We start from the raw sequence: 19,297 nt of genomic DNA, 5'->3' as shown, positions 1-19,297 counted from the left end.
TCTGCTGCAAGCCTTTTTGGTTACTTTTGTGGCGACAAAAGTAACTGGCCCCGCGCGGCCAAGAGCGCGACGATGTAAGTCAAATACTAATGAAGTCCGTTACCAGCCTATCGGGGATTGCTTCATTCCTTACAGCAATCATGTGACGCAGATGTCATTTTACCTTCAGAGGCCGCCGGATTTAATTTACTCAGTATGACACCCGTTTAAGTTGCCATGGGTACCTTGCCGAAGACTTGCGCGGGCAGGCCCACCCGACAAACATCGACAAGCAGTATGACACCACTTTTTTGTCCTGTAAGAGAAGCCACCGGATAAACAAAGACCTGTTTAATATCCTAAAACGAATTAACCACCGGCAAGGTGATCCTGAACGTTGACCCCCGTCCTTCGGTGCTGGTAACGCTGATAGTGCCTTTATGCTTTTCAATAATCTGGCGTACAATACTCAAACCAAGTCCGGTCGACTTTTCGCCGCGTAAACCGGCTCGGCCTGCTTTTGAAAATTGGTTAAAGATCTCCGGCAGCATATCGGCAGGGATGCCCAAGCCGTAATCCTGAACTTCAATAACTACCGTATCGTTTAGTTTAAGCAGGCGTACATCTACATTATCCTGATCTTTTGAAAATTTCACCGCGTTACTTATCAGGTTATCAATAACCCGATGAAATTTTTCATGGTTTATGAGCGCATGGGCAACACCTACCGAACTGCTGAACAGCACATTAACTTTATTGCCCAGCTGTAATTTCCATTCGCCCACTATGTTGTTAAGCCATTGGTTAAGCTCGGTATTTTGAGTTTCAATAACCGCTATGTTCTCGTTTCGGGCTGCCTCCAGTAAGTCATCAATAATACTCCGTGCTTTTACGCAGGATGCTTTGATCATATGGATGTTGTCTTGTGTCTCCTCATCTACCTCATCCAGTTCCATCATCATGGCAATTGATTCAACAGCAGCTATCGGGTTACGCAGGTCATGGGCAACCATACCCAACACCTGGTTTTTAAACTCGCTTGCTTTTTCTATTTCCGAGTTTTTTTCGCGAATCTCGATCACCTGAAGATAATAGTTGGCCTTGTAGGAAAAAAAGTACCTTGAGATAAAATAAAAGCCGGAAAGTAAGATAGCTGAGATCAATTGGTTATACAACATATCCGTAGCCGGCGTTTCACTGTAAAATAGCAGGGAAGTAAAAAAAAGCTCAACGGCAATAAGCAGCAATACGGTTTCATAGTATTCAAAAACAATTATCACGCTGATTAAGCTTAATGCGACAAGATATAAGGTGAGGGCATTACTCGGATTGGAGGTGGCTATAAAGCTGGAATACATGCCGCAAACAATAATATAAAGCGCAAACAAAAATACAAGCAATGACATGCCTGTTGTAGCTTTTTTATGGCTTTTGAAGCTAACGATAAAAAGGTTACTCGCTATCAGGAAAACGGGAGTTATAATAATGAAAACCCAGTTGCTGAAATTAAACTCGGGAAAGTTTTGAGCTTTGGTTAAGCTAATGGGGAATACAAGATAAAGGATCCGGATAATTACATTAAGCAATAAAAATATCATACTGGCACCCCTTATGGCTACCATGTTTTGGTAAGTATAATGCAAACGATATTGCGACCGGTATTTTACCGGGAGACTGTTAAAAAAGAAATGGGTGTTCAATTATATTTTATGGATTAAACAAAATTATGAAAATATTTATAAAAACTGTAACAGAAATGTGACAGGATATAGTTAACCCTTTTTACTAAATATTCGGTCAAAGAAAATATAAGCCTATTTTGATGAACCTTGATTGTTTTTTAAAAAAGGGATAAATATTATTTAAACATAAAACCAAAATCACATGTTACTGAAATCTCTTAAATCTATCGCAATTCTCATTACTGTATTAACAACTTTTTCCTGCAGAACTGTAGAAAGGGCGAATCAGAAAGAAATTAAACCTTTTGTTGGTATTTGGAACGACACGACCAATCCCGGAAGTAAAGTGGTATTTAAATCAGACGGAAGCTTTTATAATATCGCAAAGGAAAATGAAAGGCAGATTGTTACGCACAGCGGTACTTTTAAAGTTTTATCCGATAACATGTATGTACTAACGATCACGGACGCGAGACCTGATGCTACTTACGACCTAAAAGGCAGGCAGTATGCAAATTATTACACTTTAGGTAGTGATAAAAAGACGATGAAGACAAGCGGAGTAGTTGACGGACGAAATGGCGGAAAACCACTCGTCTGGACTTGTAATCTGGTGAAAGTGGATAAACTCGATTAGTTAAACCTGCGCCGGCATAATCTATCAGCACCGCGGCATCCCGTAATACTAAAAATACCACATATACAGCAGGACTGCAATCGTTCCATTATTCATTTACTTATAGCCCAACAGATTTATTTTGCATGGCAAAACGACAATTTGCCCTGTAGTTTGTTAAACATGGTAGTATCTAAATTGCTAACAATCATGGCAAAGTGTCATTGTGATTTAATTTTAAATGACAATTTTTCACTATGGATACTATGGCCGATAATTTGATTAACCATGAGTACTATGAATTTTAACAACTTTACCATAAAAGCTCAGGAAGCCGTACAAAAGGCATCTGAAATTGCTGTTGGTAACCAACAGCAAGCAATCGAGACCGCGCATCTGCTTAAAGGCTTATTGCTGGTTGATGAAAACGTAATTACCTACTTATTAAAGAAATTAAATGTTAACCTGAACAGGTTAAACGATACCTTAGATGCGCAGATTGCATCCTTCCCCAAAGTAAGCGGCAGCAACGTATACCTTTCGTCTGAAGCAAATTCGGCTTTGCAAAAAGCTTCGGGATATTTAAAAGAATTTAAAGACGAATTTGTATCAGTTGAGCATGTGCTGTTAGGCATTTTAGCCGCCGGTGGTGCGGTAAGCAGCATCCTGAAAGATTCGGGTGTTAATGAAAAGGATCTGAAAAAAGCTATTGTTGAACTCCGCGGCGATAGCAAAGTAACCGATCAAAATGCCGAAGCCACTTATAATGCCCTCAACAAATACGCCCGTAACCTGAATGAATACGCCGGTTCGGGCAAGTTGGACCCGGTTATAGGCCGCGACGATGAAATTCGCCGTGTTATCCAGATCCTTTCGCGCCGTACCAAAAACAACCCGATTTTGGTTGGTGAACCAGGTGTTGGTAAAACAGCCATTGCCGAAGGAATCGCTTTCAGGATCATCAAAGGTGATGTACCTGAGAGCCTGAAAACCAAAGTTGTATACTCTTTGGATATGGGCGCGCTGATTGCCGGTGCAAAATACAAAGGCGAGTTTGAAGAACGATTGAAAGCCGTTGTAAAAGAGGTTACCCAAAGCGATGGGGAGATCATCCTTTTTATAGATGAGATCCACACGCTGGTAGGTGCAGGCGGGGGAGAAGGCGCTATGGACGCGGCCAATATCCTAAAACCTGCCCTGGCCCGTGGCGAGCTTCGTTCAATTGGTGCTACTACCCTTAATGAGTATCAGAAGTACCTTGAAAAAGATAAAGCTTTGGAACGCCGTTTCCAGAAAGTAATGGTTGAAGAACCTGACGCTGCCGACGCCATATCTATTTTACGCGGATTGAAAGAACGCTACGAAACCCACCATAAAGTGAGGATCAAAGACGAAGCGATCATCGCCTCTGTCGAAATGTCACAACGCTATATTTCCGACAGGTTTTTACCAGATAAGGCTATCGACCTGATGGATGAGGCTGCATCAAAACTTCGCCTGGAAATGGATTCGGTACCGGAAGTGGTTGACGAACTGGAACGCCGCATCATGCAGCTTGAAATTGAGCGCGAAGCTATCAAACGTGAAAAAGACGATCGTAAGGTTGCCGAACTAAGTGAGGAAATAGCCAACCTGTCGCAACAGCGTGATTCATTACGTGCCAAATGGAAAGGCGAAAAAGACCTTGTTGACGGTATTAATACTAAGGTTGAGCTGATTGAAAACTATAAACTGGAAGCCGAACAGGCTGAACGTGCCGGTGATTATGGCAAGGTAGCCGAACTGCGCTACGGTACTATAGTAGAAGCCCAAGCCGAAGTTGAAAAGCTGAAAGCTGCCCTGCTTGAAAACCAAAGCGACAGCCGCATGCTGAAGGAGGAAGTTACCGCCGATGATATTGCCGGCGTAGTGAGCCGCTGGACAGGCATCCCGGTAAGCAAAATGATCCAGAGCGAACGTGAAAAACTGCTCAATCTTGAAGATGAACTGCACAAACGTGTGGCAGGACAGGAAGAAGCTATTGAGGCGATAAGTGATGCTATCCGCCGCAGCCGCGCAGGTTTGCAGGATAAACGCAGGCCAATAGGTTCGTTCATATTTTTAGGTACAACCGGTGTGGGTAAAACCGAACTGGCAAAGGCCCTGGCCGAGTACCTGTTTAATGATGAAGGCGCGCTTGTGAGGATAGATATGAGTGAATACCAGGAACGCCATGCCGTATCAAGGCTGATAGGAGCGCCTCCGGGCTACGTTGGGTACGATGAAGGCGGGCAGTTAACCGAGGCCGTTCGTCGCAAGCCTTACAGCGTGGTACTGCTGGATGAAATTGAAAAAGCCCATCCCGATGTATTTAACATCTTGCTACAGGTATTGGACGATGGCCGGTTGACGGATAATAAAGGCCGTGTGGTGAATTTTAAAAATACCATCATCATCATGACCTCCAACATTGGTTCAAACATCATCCAGGAAAACTTCCAAAACCTGGAAGATGAGAACCGCGATGAACTGGTGGCAAAAACCAAAAACGAGCTGTTCAATTTGTTAAGGGCAACTATCCGTCCGGAGTTTTTGAACAGGATAGATGAGATCATCATGTTTACCCCGCTTAACCGCGATGAAATTCATGATATCGTTAAGCTGCAGTTTAAACATGTACAGCAAACCCTTGCCGAAATGGGTGTAACTATCGAAGCATCCGATGAAGCTTTGGATTGGTTGGCCCAGTTAGGTTATGATCCGCAATTTGGTGCACGTCCGTTAAAACGTGTTATCCAGAAAAAGATCCTGAACGAGTTAAGTAAACAGATCCTGGCTGGTACGGTAGATAAAGACAGCGTTATTAAAATAGATATGTTTGATAATCAGTTCGTGTTCCTGAACTCGGCCAAAGAAGCTGCAGAACCGGCTAAATAAGCTACAACGACTTATGAAAGCTAAAAGCAGAACGCATAAGGCTTAAAGCTAAGTATTAGTATAATAGAAAAAAGGCTTCCCAATTTGAGAAGCCTTTTCTATTATTCACAACCGGAGAGTCTATTAAAACACTTCGGCCGCTTGTTTAGTTACCGATGCTAAGCTGACCCCCGTAAGCTGATCGGCAAAGGCTACGAAAGCCTTACTCTCAGATATACGATGTTGATTAGCGATCAGATTTTGTAAATTGATTTTTCCTATCACAAATTTATAGTTACCTGAATAGTAACGCTCATTGATATGCTCAAAGTTCAGCGCTTCAACCAGTTCCTCGTCATCATAACGCAGGTAAATGGTTAATTCAATGTTGTTGGTAAAATTAAGGTCTGTTTTCTCTTTAGCTTTTTTGTATTCGTACTGGTAGTTATAACGTAAAGCCGCAATATCCGACAGTACAGCTGAGCCGGTAGGATGGCCGCCTGCGCCTTTCCCGAAAAAGAATTGCTGATCGGCAAAGGCAGCTTGTACAGTTACGCCATTATATTCATACTCAACGTTGTATAAAAACTCTTTGTCGTTTACAAATTTAGGCAGCACAAACAGGGCAACGTTACGGTCGTCAAGTTCCTTGGCTACCGGTACCAGTTTAATTTTGAGGTTCTTTTCGCGGGCATATTGCAAATCTGCAGCTGCAAGGTTCTGAATGCCGAAGTTAAATACTTCATCGGGCTGTACAACCACGCCATAAGCATGGGCAGCAGCAATAACCAGTTTGTATTTGGCATCAAAACCACCAACATCACTGGTTGGGTCGGTTTCGGCGAAGCCCAGGTCCTGGGCTTGTTTTAATGCACTGTCATAATCGAGCCCTTCAATAAAACCTTTTGAAAGGATATAGTTTGATGAGCCATTGAAAATACCACTGATAGAATGCAGTAGTTCATTATCATAATACTCTTCTAAATTACGGATGATTGGGATACTGCCGCAAACTGCGCCTTCATATAATAATGATGTACCGTATTGATGCTGGATCTCGATCAGTTCGTCCAAATGCAGGGCGATCATTTTTTTACTGGCAGATACCACGTTTTTGCCAGATTTTAAAGCCCTTGAAACAATTTCAAAAGCAGCTTCGGTATCATTGATCAGTTCAACAATGGTGTTGATCTCGGGGTTATTAAGCAGTTCTTCCTTATCAGTGGTGAACAGGTGGGCCGGCAGGGAACGCTTTTTATTAGGGTCCTTAATAGCAAATTTTACTATCTCGATATTTAAATGCTTTGTTTTGATGATATCATATAAACCCTGGCCAACAACTCCAAATCCGAAGAGGCCGATATTTAACTTTTTACTCATTACGCTGTACGTTGCAGTTCTATAATTTTTCCTTTCACATCGGTTTTAAAAAATGATGTGAATATTTTTGTTAATGCTTCTGTTTCAATTAAAAATCCATCGTGCCCATAAAACGAATCCAGCTCGGAAAAGGCAGCTTTTGGGATATGCCTGAACAGGTATTGCTGTTCTTCAACAGGGAACAAAACATCCGACGAGATGCCGATAACTAATGTTTTTGCCTTGATGAGGCTCAACGCTTTATCTACACCGTGACGGCCCCGGCCCACATTGTGTGAGTCCATCACTTTGGTCAGGTACCAATAACTATAGGCGTTAAAGCGGTTCACGAGCTTTTGCCCCTGGTAATTTTGGTACGATGAAGAACGGAAATTGTCCTGCACATCGTCGGCTTCTTCCTGCTGGGTAATGCCGTAAGTTTTATAAGTACGATAACTTAAAAGCGCGATACTGCGCGCAGCTTTTAAGCCTTTCTGACCGCCTTCGGGCGTATTGCTGTAAAAGGTACGATCTGTAGTGATAGCCAAACGTTGCGACTCGTTAAAGGCAATGCCCCATGGTGAATGCTTGGCGTTGGTAGCTATCAGGATCAGATTTTTGATCCGCTCCGGTTCAATAATAGCCCATTCCATAGCCTGTTGGCCACCTAACGAACCTCCAATTAATACACTGATATTATTGATGTTTAAATGCTGGGCAAGCAACTGGTGCGCTTTAACCATATCCCTTGTAGTAAACTGGGGATATGAAAGATAATATGGCTGGCCGGTAACCGGGTTAATGCTCAACGGACTTGTAGTGCCGTAAGGAGAACCCAAAATATTGGCGCAAACTATAAAATGCTCTTCCGGGTTAAAAAAATACCCCTCGCCAATAAGCCCTTTCCACCAGTCAAATACATCGCTGTTGGCAGTAAGCGCATGGCAAACCCAAACAACGTTATTTTTTTCTTTATTTAACCGGCCATAAGTGTGAAAACCTATTTCTAAACCTTCAATTGTACGGCCCGATTCAAATTCAAAAGTATTAGTGTATTTAAATATCTCTGCGTTCATTCTGTTGTTTTGTTATTTCAGGTGCAACCGGTATTTCCGGCTGCAACCTGCAATAACGTTTACTATATCACTTAAAAAAACTATACATTATTAAACTAACTCACCCTCACCTTGCTTAATTTTTGCAAAAGCCTGCTCAAAATCAGCTTTAATATCGTCTATATGCTCAATACCAACAGCCACGCGCAATGATGCTGGTGTAACACCGGCAGCTAATTGCTCTTCATCAGATAATTGCTGATGCGTGGTTGCTGATGGCTGGATGATGAGTGTTTTTGCGTCCCCGACATTGGCCAAATGACTCACCAGTTTAAGGTTATTGATCAATCGGCTGGCCTGTTCTTTGCTCCCCTTAATCTCGAACGATAACACGCCGCCAAAGCCATTCTTCAAATATTTTTTAGCCAGCTCATGATATGGCGATGATTCCAGTCCCGGGTAATTTACGCTTGCCACCTGCGGATGCTGCTCCAGCCATTTGGCCAACTGCAGCGCATTATCAACGTGACGTTGCACACGCAGCGAAAGCGTTTCCAGTCCCTGGATATTCAACCATGAATTAAATGGCGCCTGCGACGGGCCGAAATCCCTTAATCCCTCAACACGGGCACGGATAATAAACTGGATATTGCCAAACGGACCGCCAATGCCGAAAACATCGTTAAATACCAATCCGTGGTAACCTTCTGATGGTTCAGTGAATTGAGGAAATTTACCATTACCCCAATTATAATTGCCTGCATCGATAATAACACCGCCAATACTGGTACCATGCCCGCCAATCCATTTGGTGGTTGACTCCACAACCACGTTAGCGCCATGTTCAATGGGACGGAAGAGGTAACCACCCGCACCGAAAGTATTATCAACAATTAGCGGCAGGTCATGCCTTTTGGCAACTTCGCTCACCTTTTCAAAATCAGCAATAGTAAAGCCCGGGTTACCAATGGTTTCCAGGAAAATGGCCTTTGTTTTATCATCAATAAGAGCCTCAATATTGGCCGCAGTATCATCTTTGGCAAAACGCACATCAATGCCCAGGCGTTTAAATGCTACTTTAAACTGGTTATAAGTGCCGCCGTATAGGAAAGGAGAAGTCACAAAGTTATCGCCAACCTGTAAAATATTATTAAGGGCAAGGAATTGGGATGCCTGGCCAGAGGCTGTTGCCAGCGCAGCCACACCGCCCTCTAACGCTGCGATGCGTTTTTCAAACACATCGGTAGTAGGGTTCATGATGCGGGTATAGATATTACCAAACTCCTTTAATGCAAATAGGTTTGCACCATGCTCGGCGCTGTTAAATACGTACGAAGTAGTTTGATAAATGGGCACAGCACGTGAACCTGTTGTTGGATCAACTTCCTGGCCGGCATGTAATTGTAAGGTTTCGAATTTTAAGGCAGACATAGTTGTAATTTTTTAATGTGTTTAATTTAGATTTTGAATGTTTAGATGGATTTGGAAAGCCGGTTTAAAAACAACCGGTTTAACAACACACTTTTTCAGAGAATGAAAACAGGAGCGTGCTAAGCATCAACAGCAGCAACACATACAAATACAGCCAATAGGGGAGCTAATATGTTGTACGTTACCGTTTAAGGTGTAAAAAGTGTTGCGTTGCGTAAATTTAATTAAACTTTTCATGGTTATAAATTTATATTCCCCGGTGTTATTTGCCGGGACAGGAATTGGCACCTTCTTCAACATTGAAGGGTTGCCAGCGGGTCATTGAGCCTGATCTCTCGCCGCTTCTTTATAAATCAAAACCCGAACTATGTGCGGAGGATTGATCGACGTTGGTATCACTACCAAATAATGTTGCGAATATAAGGGATTGTGAGGTAATATACCAAATTTTATTTCTTTTTAAGGTGAAAGGTTTATTTTGAGGTGAAAGGCAAAAGGCGAAAGGTTAAAGGTTTTGTGAATACGGAATTTTTAAATTCACATGACAGCTTATACCTTTCGCCTTTGACCTTTATCCTTTCACCTTAAAAGGCCTAAGCAAGGGCCTGCTTCATATCGGCAATCAAATCGTCAATATGTTCCAGCCCAACTGAAACCCTTAGCAGGTTACGTGGTGTTTTGGTATCCGGACCTTCAACGGTGGCGCGGTGTTCTATCAAGCTTTCAACGCCACCAAGGCTGGTAGCTTTAATAAACAGCTGAAGTTTATTAATAATATTATGGGTATCGTTCTCATCGCCTTTAACAATAAAGGACAACATGCCGCCAAAAGCCAGCATCTGATCTTTAGCTATCTCATGTTGCGGGTGCGAAGGTAAGCCGGGGTACATTACCTGTTCAACGTGAGGGTGCTGTTCAAGATATTCGGCAAGTAATTGAGCGTTTTGTACATGGCCCTTTACACGGTATGGCAGGGTTTTAATGCTGCGTACCAGGTAATAACAATCCATAGGCGAGGGGATAGCGCCGCCCATTTCCTGTACCTGGCGAATTTTTGTCCACCAATCGTTCTTCTCTGCAGTAATCAAAACGCCGCCCATCAGGTCACTGTGCCCGCCAAAGTATTTGGTGGCCGAGTGCATAACCATATCTGCGCCCAGCTCAAGCGGCCGTTGGCATACAGGGGTGGCAAAGGTATTATCGCATAAAACGTTAATGCCTTTTGATTTGGCAATGGCTACTACCTTTTTTATGTCCGTGACTTTTAAAAGTGGGTTCGATGGCGTTTCAATCCAGATCAAACCTGTTTCGGGCTTGATGTGCTGTTGTAAAACCCCGGTATCGTTTACATCAATAAAATCGAAGGTAAGGATGCCGGCAAAAAGGGTTTTAAGCTGATTACGTAAGCCGTGATACATATCATCAGGAGCGATAATATGCGTGCCCGGCTCCAATGATTGAAATACCGACATTCCGGCCGCATTACCTGATGAAAAGGAAGCTGCTTCAACACCCCCCTCTAACTTAGCCAGCACATGCTCCAGTGCATGACGATTGGGGTTCGATGAGCGACTGTAAATATAACCTGCCGGGAAACCGCCATCCTCACCGCGCTCAAACGTGGTTGACATAATAATGGGTTGTATAACGGCCCTTGTTGCTTCATCAACATGGTTACCGGCGTGTATGGCTATAGTTTCAATTTTCATGGCATAATGTGTTATCGCCCAAAATAAACAAGAATATTTGTTATTAGCTGTAGCGTTTTTATATTTTTTATCGAATAAGTTTAAAAGCCAAACCGCATGAAAAAGTGCCTTATCTTCCTGTTTGTTATTGTTGGGCTATCCGCCTGTAAAAAAGATGCCAATGATACCGCTTACGACAAAAGCTATAAAGCGTGGCAAAACTTTAAGACGGAAAGTAAAAATTCCTATACTTATACCGTTAATAACGGTTCAGTTTTTGGTTATGGCTCCGAAACCAAGATCACCGTTCAAAATGGCGTTGTTACAGCGAGGGATTTTTTATCGTATGTTTTGGAATATAAAACTGCAAATATGCCTCCTGTTAAAACTATAAGAGACCAATGGCATGAGAATAAAGCATCGTTAGGTCAACATAGTTTGGGCGCTGCGTTGATCACTCTTGATGAAGTATATAAAAAGGCAAAGAACGAATGGCTTGCGGCAGATAAGAAAACCAACACTATTTATTTTGAAACCAATAATAATGGCATGATATCCGGCGCAAGTTATGTACCTAATGGTTGCCAGGATGATTGCTCAATTGGTATCTCCATAAGCGAGATCAAGGCACTGTAACTTTATTGTAATTTACCGTGAAATTTGGCCTATATGTGTCATAACGCATATTACTTTTGTGCTTTTTAGTACCTTTGACCAAATTTTTAATTGATGCATAATTCAGATAATTTACAGTTTTTACTTAACGATCCGAATTTATCTGCTGATTTAAAGCATATTGCTCAAAAAGTTCTTGACAAACAACGCATCACTTTTGATGAAGGAGTTTTGCTTTATGAGCAGGGCGAACTTGGCTATCTTGGCACTTTGGCTAATTACATCCGCGAGGAACGCCACGGCGATAAAACTTATTTCAACCGTAATTTTCATATTGAGCCCACCAATCTTTGCGTTTACGACTGCAAATTTTGTTCGTACTCGCGGCTGCTGAAACAAAAGGCGGAAGGATGGGAGTACACCATGGATGAAATGTTCAACATGGTTACCAAGTATGATGGCGAACCGGTTACTGAGGTTCACATTGTAGGTGGTGTGCTGCCGCAATATGACGTGCCTTTTTACCAGGAACTTTTCGCCCGCATCCGCGCGCATCGCCCCGAGCTGCACATTAAAGCGCTTACCCCGGTTGAATATCACTACATCTTTAAAAAAGCCAAAATTGATTACGCCACAGGCATGCGCCTGATGCAGGAAGCAGGACTTGATTCTATCCCCGGCGGCGGCGCTGAAATTTTTGATCCTGAAATAAGGGACCAGATCTCGAAAGATAAATGTACTGCCGATCAGTGGCTGGCCATTCATGAAGAATGGCACAAGCTTGGCGGTCGTTCAAATGCCACGATGCTTTACGGGCATATTGAACAATATAAACACCGCGTTGACCACATGGAGCGTTTACGCCAACTGCAGGACAAAACAGGTGGTTTCCAAACTTTTATTCCGCTTAAGTTCCGTAATAAGGATAACCAGATGTCGCACGTACCCGAGGTTTCGGTAATTGAAGATCTGCGAAACTACGCAGTTGCCCGCATCTACCTGGATAACTTCGACCATATTAAAGCTTATTGGGCTATGATCAGTCGTACTACCGCACAGCTTTCGCTTAACTTCGGCGTTGACGACATTGATGGTACGCTTGATGATACCACCAAAATCTATTCAATGGCCGGCGCCGAAGAGCAGCATCCAGGTATGAGCACCAAGCAAGTGGTAGAGTTAATTAAACATGTAGGCCGCCAGCCTATTGAACGTGATACATTATATAATGTAGTAACGGATTATACCAACTTTGTGTTCGGCGACGAACCGAAACCACAGTATTACAAATTACCGGTAATTAATTAAGCTTTTTAAGCTGAAAGCCAAAGGCCGAAAGCTTAAAGCAAAGCAATAAATTTAGCATAGATAAAAGCAAAAAAGCTTTAAGCCTTCGGTTTTCAGCTTTGGGCTCAAGAAAATGGTACAAAAAACCTTATATATAGTACGCCACGGCCAAACTGAGTATAACAAACTTGGTATTATACAGGGCCGCGGTGTGGATACCGATTTAAATGACGAAGGTCGTAAACAAGCCCGCCAGTTTTTTGAGGCTTATAAAACTGTTCCGTTCGATAAAATTTATATATCGGCATTAAAGCGCACGCAGCAAAGTATCCAGCCTTTTATTGATCTGGGGATTCCCTATGAAAAGCTTCCGGGTTTGGATGAGCTGGCCTGGGGCATTCACGAAGGCCAGTCCCCAACTACTGATAATAAAGCTGCTTTTCTGCAGATTATGCGTGATTGGCTGGATGGTAAGCTCGACAGTAAATTTGAAGGTGGCGAAAGTCCGCTTGAGGTTGAGGTGCGCCAGCGCGAAGCCATGGAGGTGATCATGAGCCACCCCGACGAGAAAACGGTACTTATTTGTATGCATGGCCGCGCTTTACGCCTTTTGCTTTGTATCCTCACAGATAAACCCTTATCCGAAATGGATACCTTTCCGCACCAAAACCTGGTACTATATAAGGTAAACTACGATGGCCAAAAATTTGAAATAGTCGACTTTAATAACGCCGAACACCTCAAACATTCCGAAGAATAGAAATAGCGAATTTGTGAACAAGATCAGAATATCAGCAGTAAGCTACACTAATACCAAACCCTTTTTATACGGCATTCAACATACCGACATCATTAATAAAATTAACCTGAGCCTTGATATCCCGGCTGATTGTGCCCAAAAGCTCATCGACGATGTGGTTGATATTGGTCTGATCCCGGTTGCTGCAGCACTGAGTTTGCCGCAATGGGAAATTGTTTCTGATTACTGCATTGGTGCCGTAGGCGCGGTAAACTCCGTTTTTATTTTCAGCAATAGTGATATTAAGGACGTAACTACCATTCAACTCGATCCGCAGTCGCGTTCATCAAATAATCTTGCCCGTGTGCTGCTGAAAAACCATTGGTTGGTAAACCCCAAACAGGTAAGTAATGCGCCGGATTATGCTCAATCTGCAGATGAAGGAACCGCCTTTGTACAAATAGGCGACCGTACCTTCGGCAAAAAGCAGCAATACAAATATGTTTACGATCTGGCCGAAGAATGGCAAAAAATGACCGGCCTGCCATTCACCTTTGCAGCCTGGATAGCTAATAAACCTATCCCTCAGGATTTTATGGATGAGTTTAACGAGTCACTAAAATACGGCCTTGATCACCGGGGAGAGCTTTTTAAAGAATTAACCATGCGTGATGACTTTGACCTGGTTGATTATTTGATGGTTAAAATAGACTATGATTTAACAGCGGACAAGAAGAAAGCTTTGTACCTGTTTCATGATTATATAAAAGCGTTATAATCTCTGAACCCGGATTTGGGCGGATTTTAGGATTACAGGATTAGAATTGTTTGGTTATGTAATCCTATAATCACATAAATGCCAGTTCGGGCAAAAACAATTCCCTTCTCAATTCCATTGCTTATCTTAAACACAAAAACGTTTATCTATGAGCAATACTCCCCAACTATTAAAAGGACAAGCAGCCCTAGTAACCGGTGCCGATAGCGGCATTGGTAAAGGTGTCGCATTGGCAATGGCTGCAGCCGGCGCCAAACTCCTAATTAACTACGCACATAATAAAACCGCAGCCGATGATGTTGTAAGCCAGATCAAAGCCACCGGCGGCGAGGCATTTGCATTTCAGGCCGATGTAAGCCATGAGGACGAAGTAAAAACCATGTTTGCCGAAATATTTAAGCAATATGGCACTATTGACATTTTGGTAAACAATGCCGGTTTGCAAAAAGATGCCAGATTTGTTGATATGACGCTTGACGATTGGAATAAAGTGATCAGCATTAACTTAACCGGTCAGTTTCTTTGTGCCAGGGAGGCTGCTAAAGAGTTTATAAAACGCGGTGTTGTTGAAGGCGGAAGCAAAGCTGCGGGCAAAATTATCTGTATGAGCAGCGTGCATGAAGTAATTCCCTGGGCGGGCCATGTAAACTATGCGGCCAGCAAAGGAGGTATTATGATGTTTATGAAAAGTATAGCACAGGAACTTGCTCCGCACAAGATCAGGGTAAACGGCATAGGGCCAGGCGCTATACAAACACCTATTAATAAGGAAGCCTGGGAAACCCCGGAAGCACTGGATAAATTATTGACGCTCATCCCTTACAACCGGATAGGTCAGCCGGCTGACATCGGAAAACTGGCAGTTTGGCTGGCTTCAGATGAGTCGGATTACATTACAGGGGTCACAATTTTTGCAGATGGGGGCATGACTTTGTACCCGGGCTTTGCAGATAATGGCTAAATGACATTTTTATGACAACATAAATCGGTTTAGCAAACTAAAAACGCCATTAATTGGCGTTTTTTCTTTTAGATATTGTAAAATATACACTAAGGTTATTGATAAAATTTAAATTTTGTGGCTATAAAAGGCTATAATTATTAAATATTCATAAAAGTTCAAGAAAATTTTTAATATTGATAAGTGTAGTGTATTTTTGTTGCAGGATTTAAAATTTAAACGAACATGAAAAAGATATTTTTAACAATAGCAACTGCAGCCTTATTTACCGTTAACGCTTTCGCTGATGGTGGCAAAAAATCAGATGGTGGTACCAATGTTTCTTACGTAGCATTACACGGCTTTACTGCTGACTTCGCTGAAGCTACCAACGTTAACTGGACTGTAACCAAAAACGTTCAAAAAGCTACTTTCACTGTTGACGGCGTTCAAAAAACTGCTTTCTACAACCTACAAGGTGAATTTTTAGGTACAACTCAACGTGTTGACAACAAAGCTATCCCTGCAAAAGCCCTTAAACAAATCAACAGCGATTACAAAGGTTACGAAGTAGGCGAAGTTATCGTTTACCAGGCTAACACTTCAATTAATGACGCTATCGAGCCAACTTCATATTTTGTTGACTTGAAAAACGACAAACACGAAGTTTTGGTAAGGATCACTCAACAAGCTAACATCGAGTTTTTCCAACAAGTAAAATAACTCCGAAAAATTATAACAATGGAAAGCCGTCCCGAATATCAGGACGGCTTTTTTTATGATTATAAATCACACTTTTATGTCATAAAGCCTCTTTTCATAAAACAAAAAGGGTGTTTTCGTCTTTTAAATATTAATTAATATTTACTTCATATGTCGAAAACAATAATTGTATCAAACCGTTTGCCTGTTAAAATTTCCAAAACTGATGGTGCATACCATTCATCACCGAGCGAGGGAGGATTAGCTACCGGTTTAGGTTCAATATATAAACAGGGCGATAACGTATGGATAGGCTGGCCCGGAATAGAAGTTGCTGAGCAGGAAGATAAAGACCAGGTTACAAAAGAATTAAAAGAGTTAAGCCTGATCCCTGTTTTTTTAGATCAGGAAGAGATCAACCAATATTACGAAGGTTTCAGCAATGAGGTTTTATGGCCCGTTTTTCATTATTACGCTTCAACTTATGCTGCTTACAAACAATCAAACTGGGATTACTATAAAGCAGTAAATAAAAAGTTCAGGGATATGATCCTCAGTATTGCCGAGCCCGGCGATGTGATCTGGATCCACGATTACCAGTTGCTATTATTACCCGCCCTGGTCAGGCAGGAGCTGCCGGACGTTTCCATCGGCTTTTTCCTCCACATTCCTTTCCCTTCAAATGAAATGTTTAGGTTGATCCCATGGCGTTCGGAACTATTGGATGGAATGCTTGGTGCCGATCTGATTGGTTTACATACCTTTGATGATGTGCGCCACTTTTTAGGTGCGGCTACACGCCTGCTGCCTGTAACATCCAGTGCCAATATCATCAGCAATGGCGAGCGCTCGGTTGTTATCGAGTCGTTCCCGATGGGGATCGATGAAAAAAGGTATTCATCGCTACCGCTGCAGGACGATGTAAAACAGCAGATTGACCTTATTAAAGAGAATTTCCAGAACAAAAAGCTGATCCTTTCGATAGACCGGCTTGACTACAGCAAGGGGATCCTGCAAAGGCTGGAAGCTTTTGAGCTGCTGCTTGAACAATGCCCGGAATGTATTGAGCACATTACGCTTTACATGATCGTGGTTCCATCCCGGGATACGGTGCCGCAATACGCTCACCTTAGGGATGAAATAGATAAAAAAGTAGGGAAGATCAATGCTTTGTATCGCACTATGGACTGGAGCCCTGTGCATTATTACTATCGCTCATTCCCCATTGAAACCCTGTCGGCACTTTACTATTCGGCCGATGTTTGTTTGGTTACACCCATGCGCGACGGCATGAACCTGGTAAGTAAAGAGTATGTCGCCAGTCGGATAAATAATGATGGTGTGTTGATCATGAGTGAAATGGCAGGATCATCTAAAGAACTTATAGACGCTATAATTGTTAATCCTAATAATACCGGCGAAGTTTGCCGGGCGATTTTGCAGGCTATTAATATGCCGCTTGAAGAACAGCGCCGGCGCATGATCCCGATGAGGCAGCTTGTTGCGAAGTTCAATACATCACACTGGGTTAAAATTTTTATGGACAGGCTGAAAGAAGTAAAACTTATGCAGCGCTCCTTGCAGGCCAGGCATGTAAGCAACACTACCGAACAAAGCATTATTAACCGTTATATCAAAACTAAAAAGCGGATTATCTTTTTGGATTATGACGGTACACTGGTGAATTTTAAATCAAATATCGATCAGGCCTCTCCCGATAAGGAATTGTACAATGTCATCAATAAACTCGCGGAAGATACTGCAAATCAATTGGTTTTGATTAGCGGACGAAAGCATGAAAACCTCGACGAGTGGTTTAAGGAAAACGACATCTATCTTATTGCCGAACATGGTTCATGGTTTAAGCAACCCGGCACCTTATGGCATAAAATAAGCGGACTAAGCGATCAATGGAAGCATGATATTTATCCGATATTGGAAACCTATGTCGACCGTACACCTGGCTCGTTCATTGAAGAGAAAACATACTCACTGGTTTGGCATTACCGTAAAGCCCAGGCCGGGCTTGGCGAACTGAGGGCCAACGAGCTGATGAATAATCTTAAATACCTTGCAAGCGATAAAGGGTTACAGTTACTGGCAGGGGATAAGGTGTTGGAAGTGAAGAATATGGATATTAATAAGGGCAAAGCTGCTTTAACACTTACAGAAGGCCGTGATTATGATTTCATTATAGCTTTCGGCGATGACTATACCGACGAAGATATCTTTAAAGCGCTGCCCGAAAGTGCCATTACCATTAAAGTTGGCAGTAATCTTTCGGCAGCCAAATTTTACCTGCGAAACCCATCGGAGGTTAGGAAATTGCTGACCAGTTTTGCTAAGTATACGCCGGTTGAGGAACCCACAGACAAGTAGGGTCGATAGTTTAATTTAAAATTTATTATGCCTGCGGTTTAGCCGCGGGCATTTTTTATATTCGGTCCCCGATAATGTAACCTTTATGAAAAAAATCAGCCTGCTTGTTTTTGCATTAATGCTTAGTTGCGATATCATTTATGCGCAAACCCCGGTCTATAAAATTTATGCTGTAAAATTCGCCGAATCCGGATATCCATTTAAAGTAAGCGATTGGGCACTGAACGGCCCCAAAAATGAGCCGGTTAAAATTGATTTTATGGTATGGCTTATCAAAGGTAGCAATGGCAAAAACATTTTGGTTGATGCCGGCTTTTTGCACGATATTGAAGACGCTAAAGAATTTAAACTTAAAACCTATCAACGTCCTGACTCGGCGCTTTTAAAGCTTGGTGTAAAGCCCCAGGATATAACCGATATTATTTTAAGCCACCCTCACTGGGATCATATAGATGGTTTAAGCCTTTTCCCGAAAGCTAAGGTTTGGATGCAAAAGCTGGATTATGAGTTTTTTGCAGGCGCAGCATGGCAAAAAGCGGGAGAGGCAGGTGGTTATGCTAAGCGTGATGTTATCAATACCGTTAATTTAAATTTGACAGGCAGGCTCAAACTGATAGACGGCGACGATAAAGAGATCATTAAAGGTATAAAAGTTTATACAGGTTCAAAGCATACTTACAATTCGCAATATGTACTGGTACAAACCGGGAAAAACAGGGTGGTAATAGCATCTGATAATATCTGGATCTATTACAGCCTTGAACATTTAGTACCACCTTCGCAAGGTGGTACGCTTGATCCTGCAGGTTATGTAAGAGCGATGAAACGGATGAAAACACTTGCCAGCGATGTTAAATTTATCATTCCCGGGCATGATGGCAGGCAGTTAGAGATCTTTCCAAAAGTAGCGGATGGAGTAGTGGAGATCAGGTAATTACTCCTGCCGTCGTGGTAGTATTGTCACTCCTCGCCATTGTTGGTGTTGTCACCAACAAATTTATATTCAAATTTTCTTGCGTATTTATAAAGGGTGATTATAAGGACGAATAGATGTAGTAGTTGTTGGTGACAACACCATATCCGTTAACCTAAGGGATTGAATATGTCGTAAACAATCTCAAAGGCTGCTTTTTTCCGTTTCTTAGGTTCAAT

15 protein-coding genes and 1 riboswitch are annotated in these 19,297 nt (G+C 42.4%); of the genes, 10 read left to right on the top strand and 5 right to left on the bottom strand.

The features are described from left to right. Positions 1–338: 338 nt before the first annotated feature. Entirely contained in the window at positions 339–1,679 is a 1,341-nt protein-coding gene (locus tag ABIC84_RS27360) for a sensor histidine kinase (RefSeq protein WP_429265624.1), read from the bottom strand. Between the two features lie 184 nt (positions 1,680–1,863). On the opposite strand from ABIC84_RS27360, the gene ABIC84_RS27355 reads away from it, so the two are divergent. Then, positions 1,864–2,298, top strand: coding sequence for a hypothetical protein (locus ABIC84_RS27355; protein ID WP_090525931.1), 435 nt, complete (start codon positions 1,864–1,866; stop codon positions 2,296–2,298). A 276-nt stretch (positions 2,299–2,574) separates the two neighbouring features. Continuing rightward, positions 2,575–5,193, top strand: coding sequence for an ATP-dependent chaperone ClpB (clpB, locus tag ABIC84_RS27350; protein WP_429265625.1), 2,619 nt, complete (start codon positions 2,575–2,577; stop codon positions 5,191–5,193). Positions 5,194–5,316: 123 nt separating this feature from the next. Here clpB and ABIC84_RS27345 read toward each other — a convergent pair whose 3' ends face one another. The 4 genes from ABIC84_RS27345 to ABIC84_RS27330 all read right to left on the bottom strand — a co-directional run bounded on the left by ABIC84_RS27345 (position 5,317) and on the right by ABIC84_RS27330 (position 10,726). Next, on the bottom strand, positions 5,317–6,552 hold the full coding sequence (locus tag ABIC84_RS27345; RefSeq protein WP_429265623.1) for a homoserine dehydrogenase: 1,236 nt from the start codon (positions 6,550–6,552) through the stop codon (positions 5,317–5,319). Next, entirely contained in the window at positions 6,552–7,607 is a 1,056-nt protein-coding gene (locus tag ABIC84_RS27340; RefSeq protein ID WP_091164575.1) for a homoserine O-acetyltransferase family protein, read from the bottom strand. The genes ABIC84_RS27345 and ABIC84_RS27340 overlap by 1 nt, the downstream gene beginning before the upstream one ends. Positions 7,608–7,697: 90 nt before the next feature. Next, on the bottom strand, positions 7,698–9,017 hold the full coding sequence (locus tag ABIC84_RS27335; protein WP_429265622.1) for an O-acetylhomoserine aminocarboxypropyltransferase/cysteine synthase family protein: 1,320 nt from the start codon (positions 9,015–9,017) through the stop codon (positions 7,698–7,700). Positions 9,018–9,261: 244 nt separating this feature from the next. After that, a riboswitch (SAM riboswitch) is annotated at positions 9,262–9,372 on the bottom strand. Positions 9,373–9,610: 238 nt separating this feature from the next. Then, entirely contained in the window at positions 9,611–10,726 is a 1,116-nt protein-coding gene (locus ABIC84_RS27330) for a trans-sulfuration enzyme family protein (RefSeq protein WP_429265621.1), read from the bottom strand. A gap of 96 nt (positions 10,727–10,822) precedes the next feature. Between ABIC84_RS27330 and ABIC84_RS27325 the strand changes: the two genes are divergently transcribed. The 8 genes from ABIC84_RS27325 (at position 10,823) to ABIC84_RS27290 (ending at position 19,079) form a co-directional block, all read left to right on the top strand. Next, complete coding sequence (locus ABIC84_RS27325) at positions 10,823–11,341, top strand: hypothetical protein (RefSeq protein WP_429265620.1); 519 nt, start codon at positions 10,823–10,825, stop codon at positions 11,339–11,341. 93 nt (positions 11,342–11,434) lie between these two features. Continuing rightward, entirely contained in the window at positions 11,435–12,628 is a 1,194-nt protein-coding gene (gene mqnE / locus ABIC84_RS27320) for an aminofutalosine synthase MqnE (protein WP_429265619.1), read from the top strand. 112 nt (positions 12,629–12,740) lie between these two features. Beyond that, positions 12,741–13,367 (top strand): histidine phosphatase family protein, encoded by a 627-nt coding sequence (locus ABIC84_RS27315; protein WP_426587778.1) that lies wholly within the window; start codon positions 12,741–12,743, stop codon positions 13,365–13,367. Between the two features lie 13 nt (positions 13,368–13,380). After that, positions 13,381–14,124: a menaquinone biosynthetic enzyme MqnA/MqnD family protein gene (locus tag ABIC84_RS27310; protein WP_429265618.1), complete on the top strand. Its 744-nt coding sequence runs from the start codon at positions 13,381–13,383 to the stop codon at positions 14,122–14,124. Between the two features lie 148 nt (positions 14,125–14,272). Further along, the gene (locus ABIC84_RS27305) at positions 14,273–15,085 is read left to right on the top strand and encodes an SDR family oxidoreductase (protein ID WP_429265617.1); all 813 of its coding nucleotides are present in this window, start codon (positions 14,273–14,275) and stop codon (positions 15,083–15,085) included. 225 nt (positions 15,086–15,310) lie between these two features. Next, positions 15,311–15,787, top strand: coding sequence for a hypothetical protein (locus ABIC84_RS27300; protein WP_090525550.1), 477 nt, complete (start codon positions 15,311–15,313; stop codon positions 15,785–15,787). Between the two features lie 150 nt (positions 15,788–15,937). After that, positions 15,938–18,145, top strand: coding sequence for a bifunctional alpha,alpha-trehalose-phosphate synthase (UDP-forming)/trehalose-phosphatase (locus tag ABIC84_RS27295; protein ID WP_429265616.1), 2,208 nt, complete (start codon positions 15,938–15,940; stop codon positions 18,143–18,145). Positions 18,146–18,230: 85 nt separating this feature from the next. Then, positions 18,231–19,079 (top strand): N-acyl homoserine lactonase family protein, encoded by an 849-nt coding sequence (locus ABIC84_RS27290; protein ID WP_429265615.1) that lies wholly within the window; start codon positions 18,231–18,233, stop codon positions 19,077–19,079. Positions 19,080–19,297: the final 218 nt, after the last annotated feature.

It is taken from the genome of Mucilaginibacter sp. 3215 (genome assembly GCF_050433785.1).
Lineage (GTDB): Bacteria > Bacteroidota > Bacteroidia > Sphingobacteriales > Sphingobacteriaceae > Mucilaginibacter.
The sequence above is the reverse complement of the archived record's forward strand: the minus strand, read 5'-3'. Positions and strand labels throughout refer to the sequence as shown.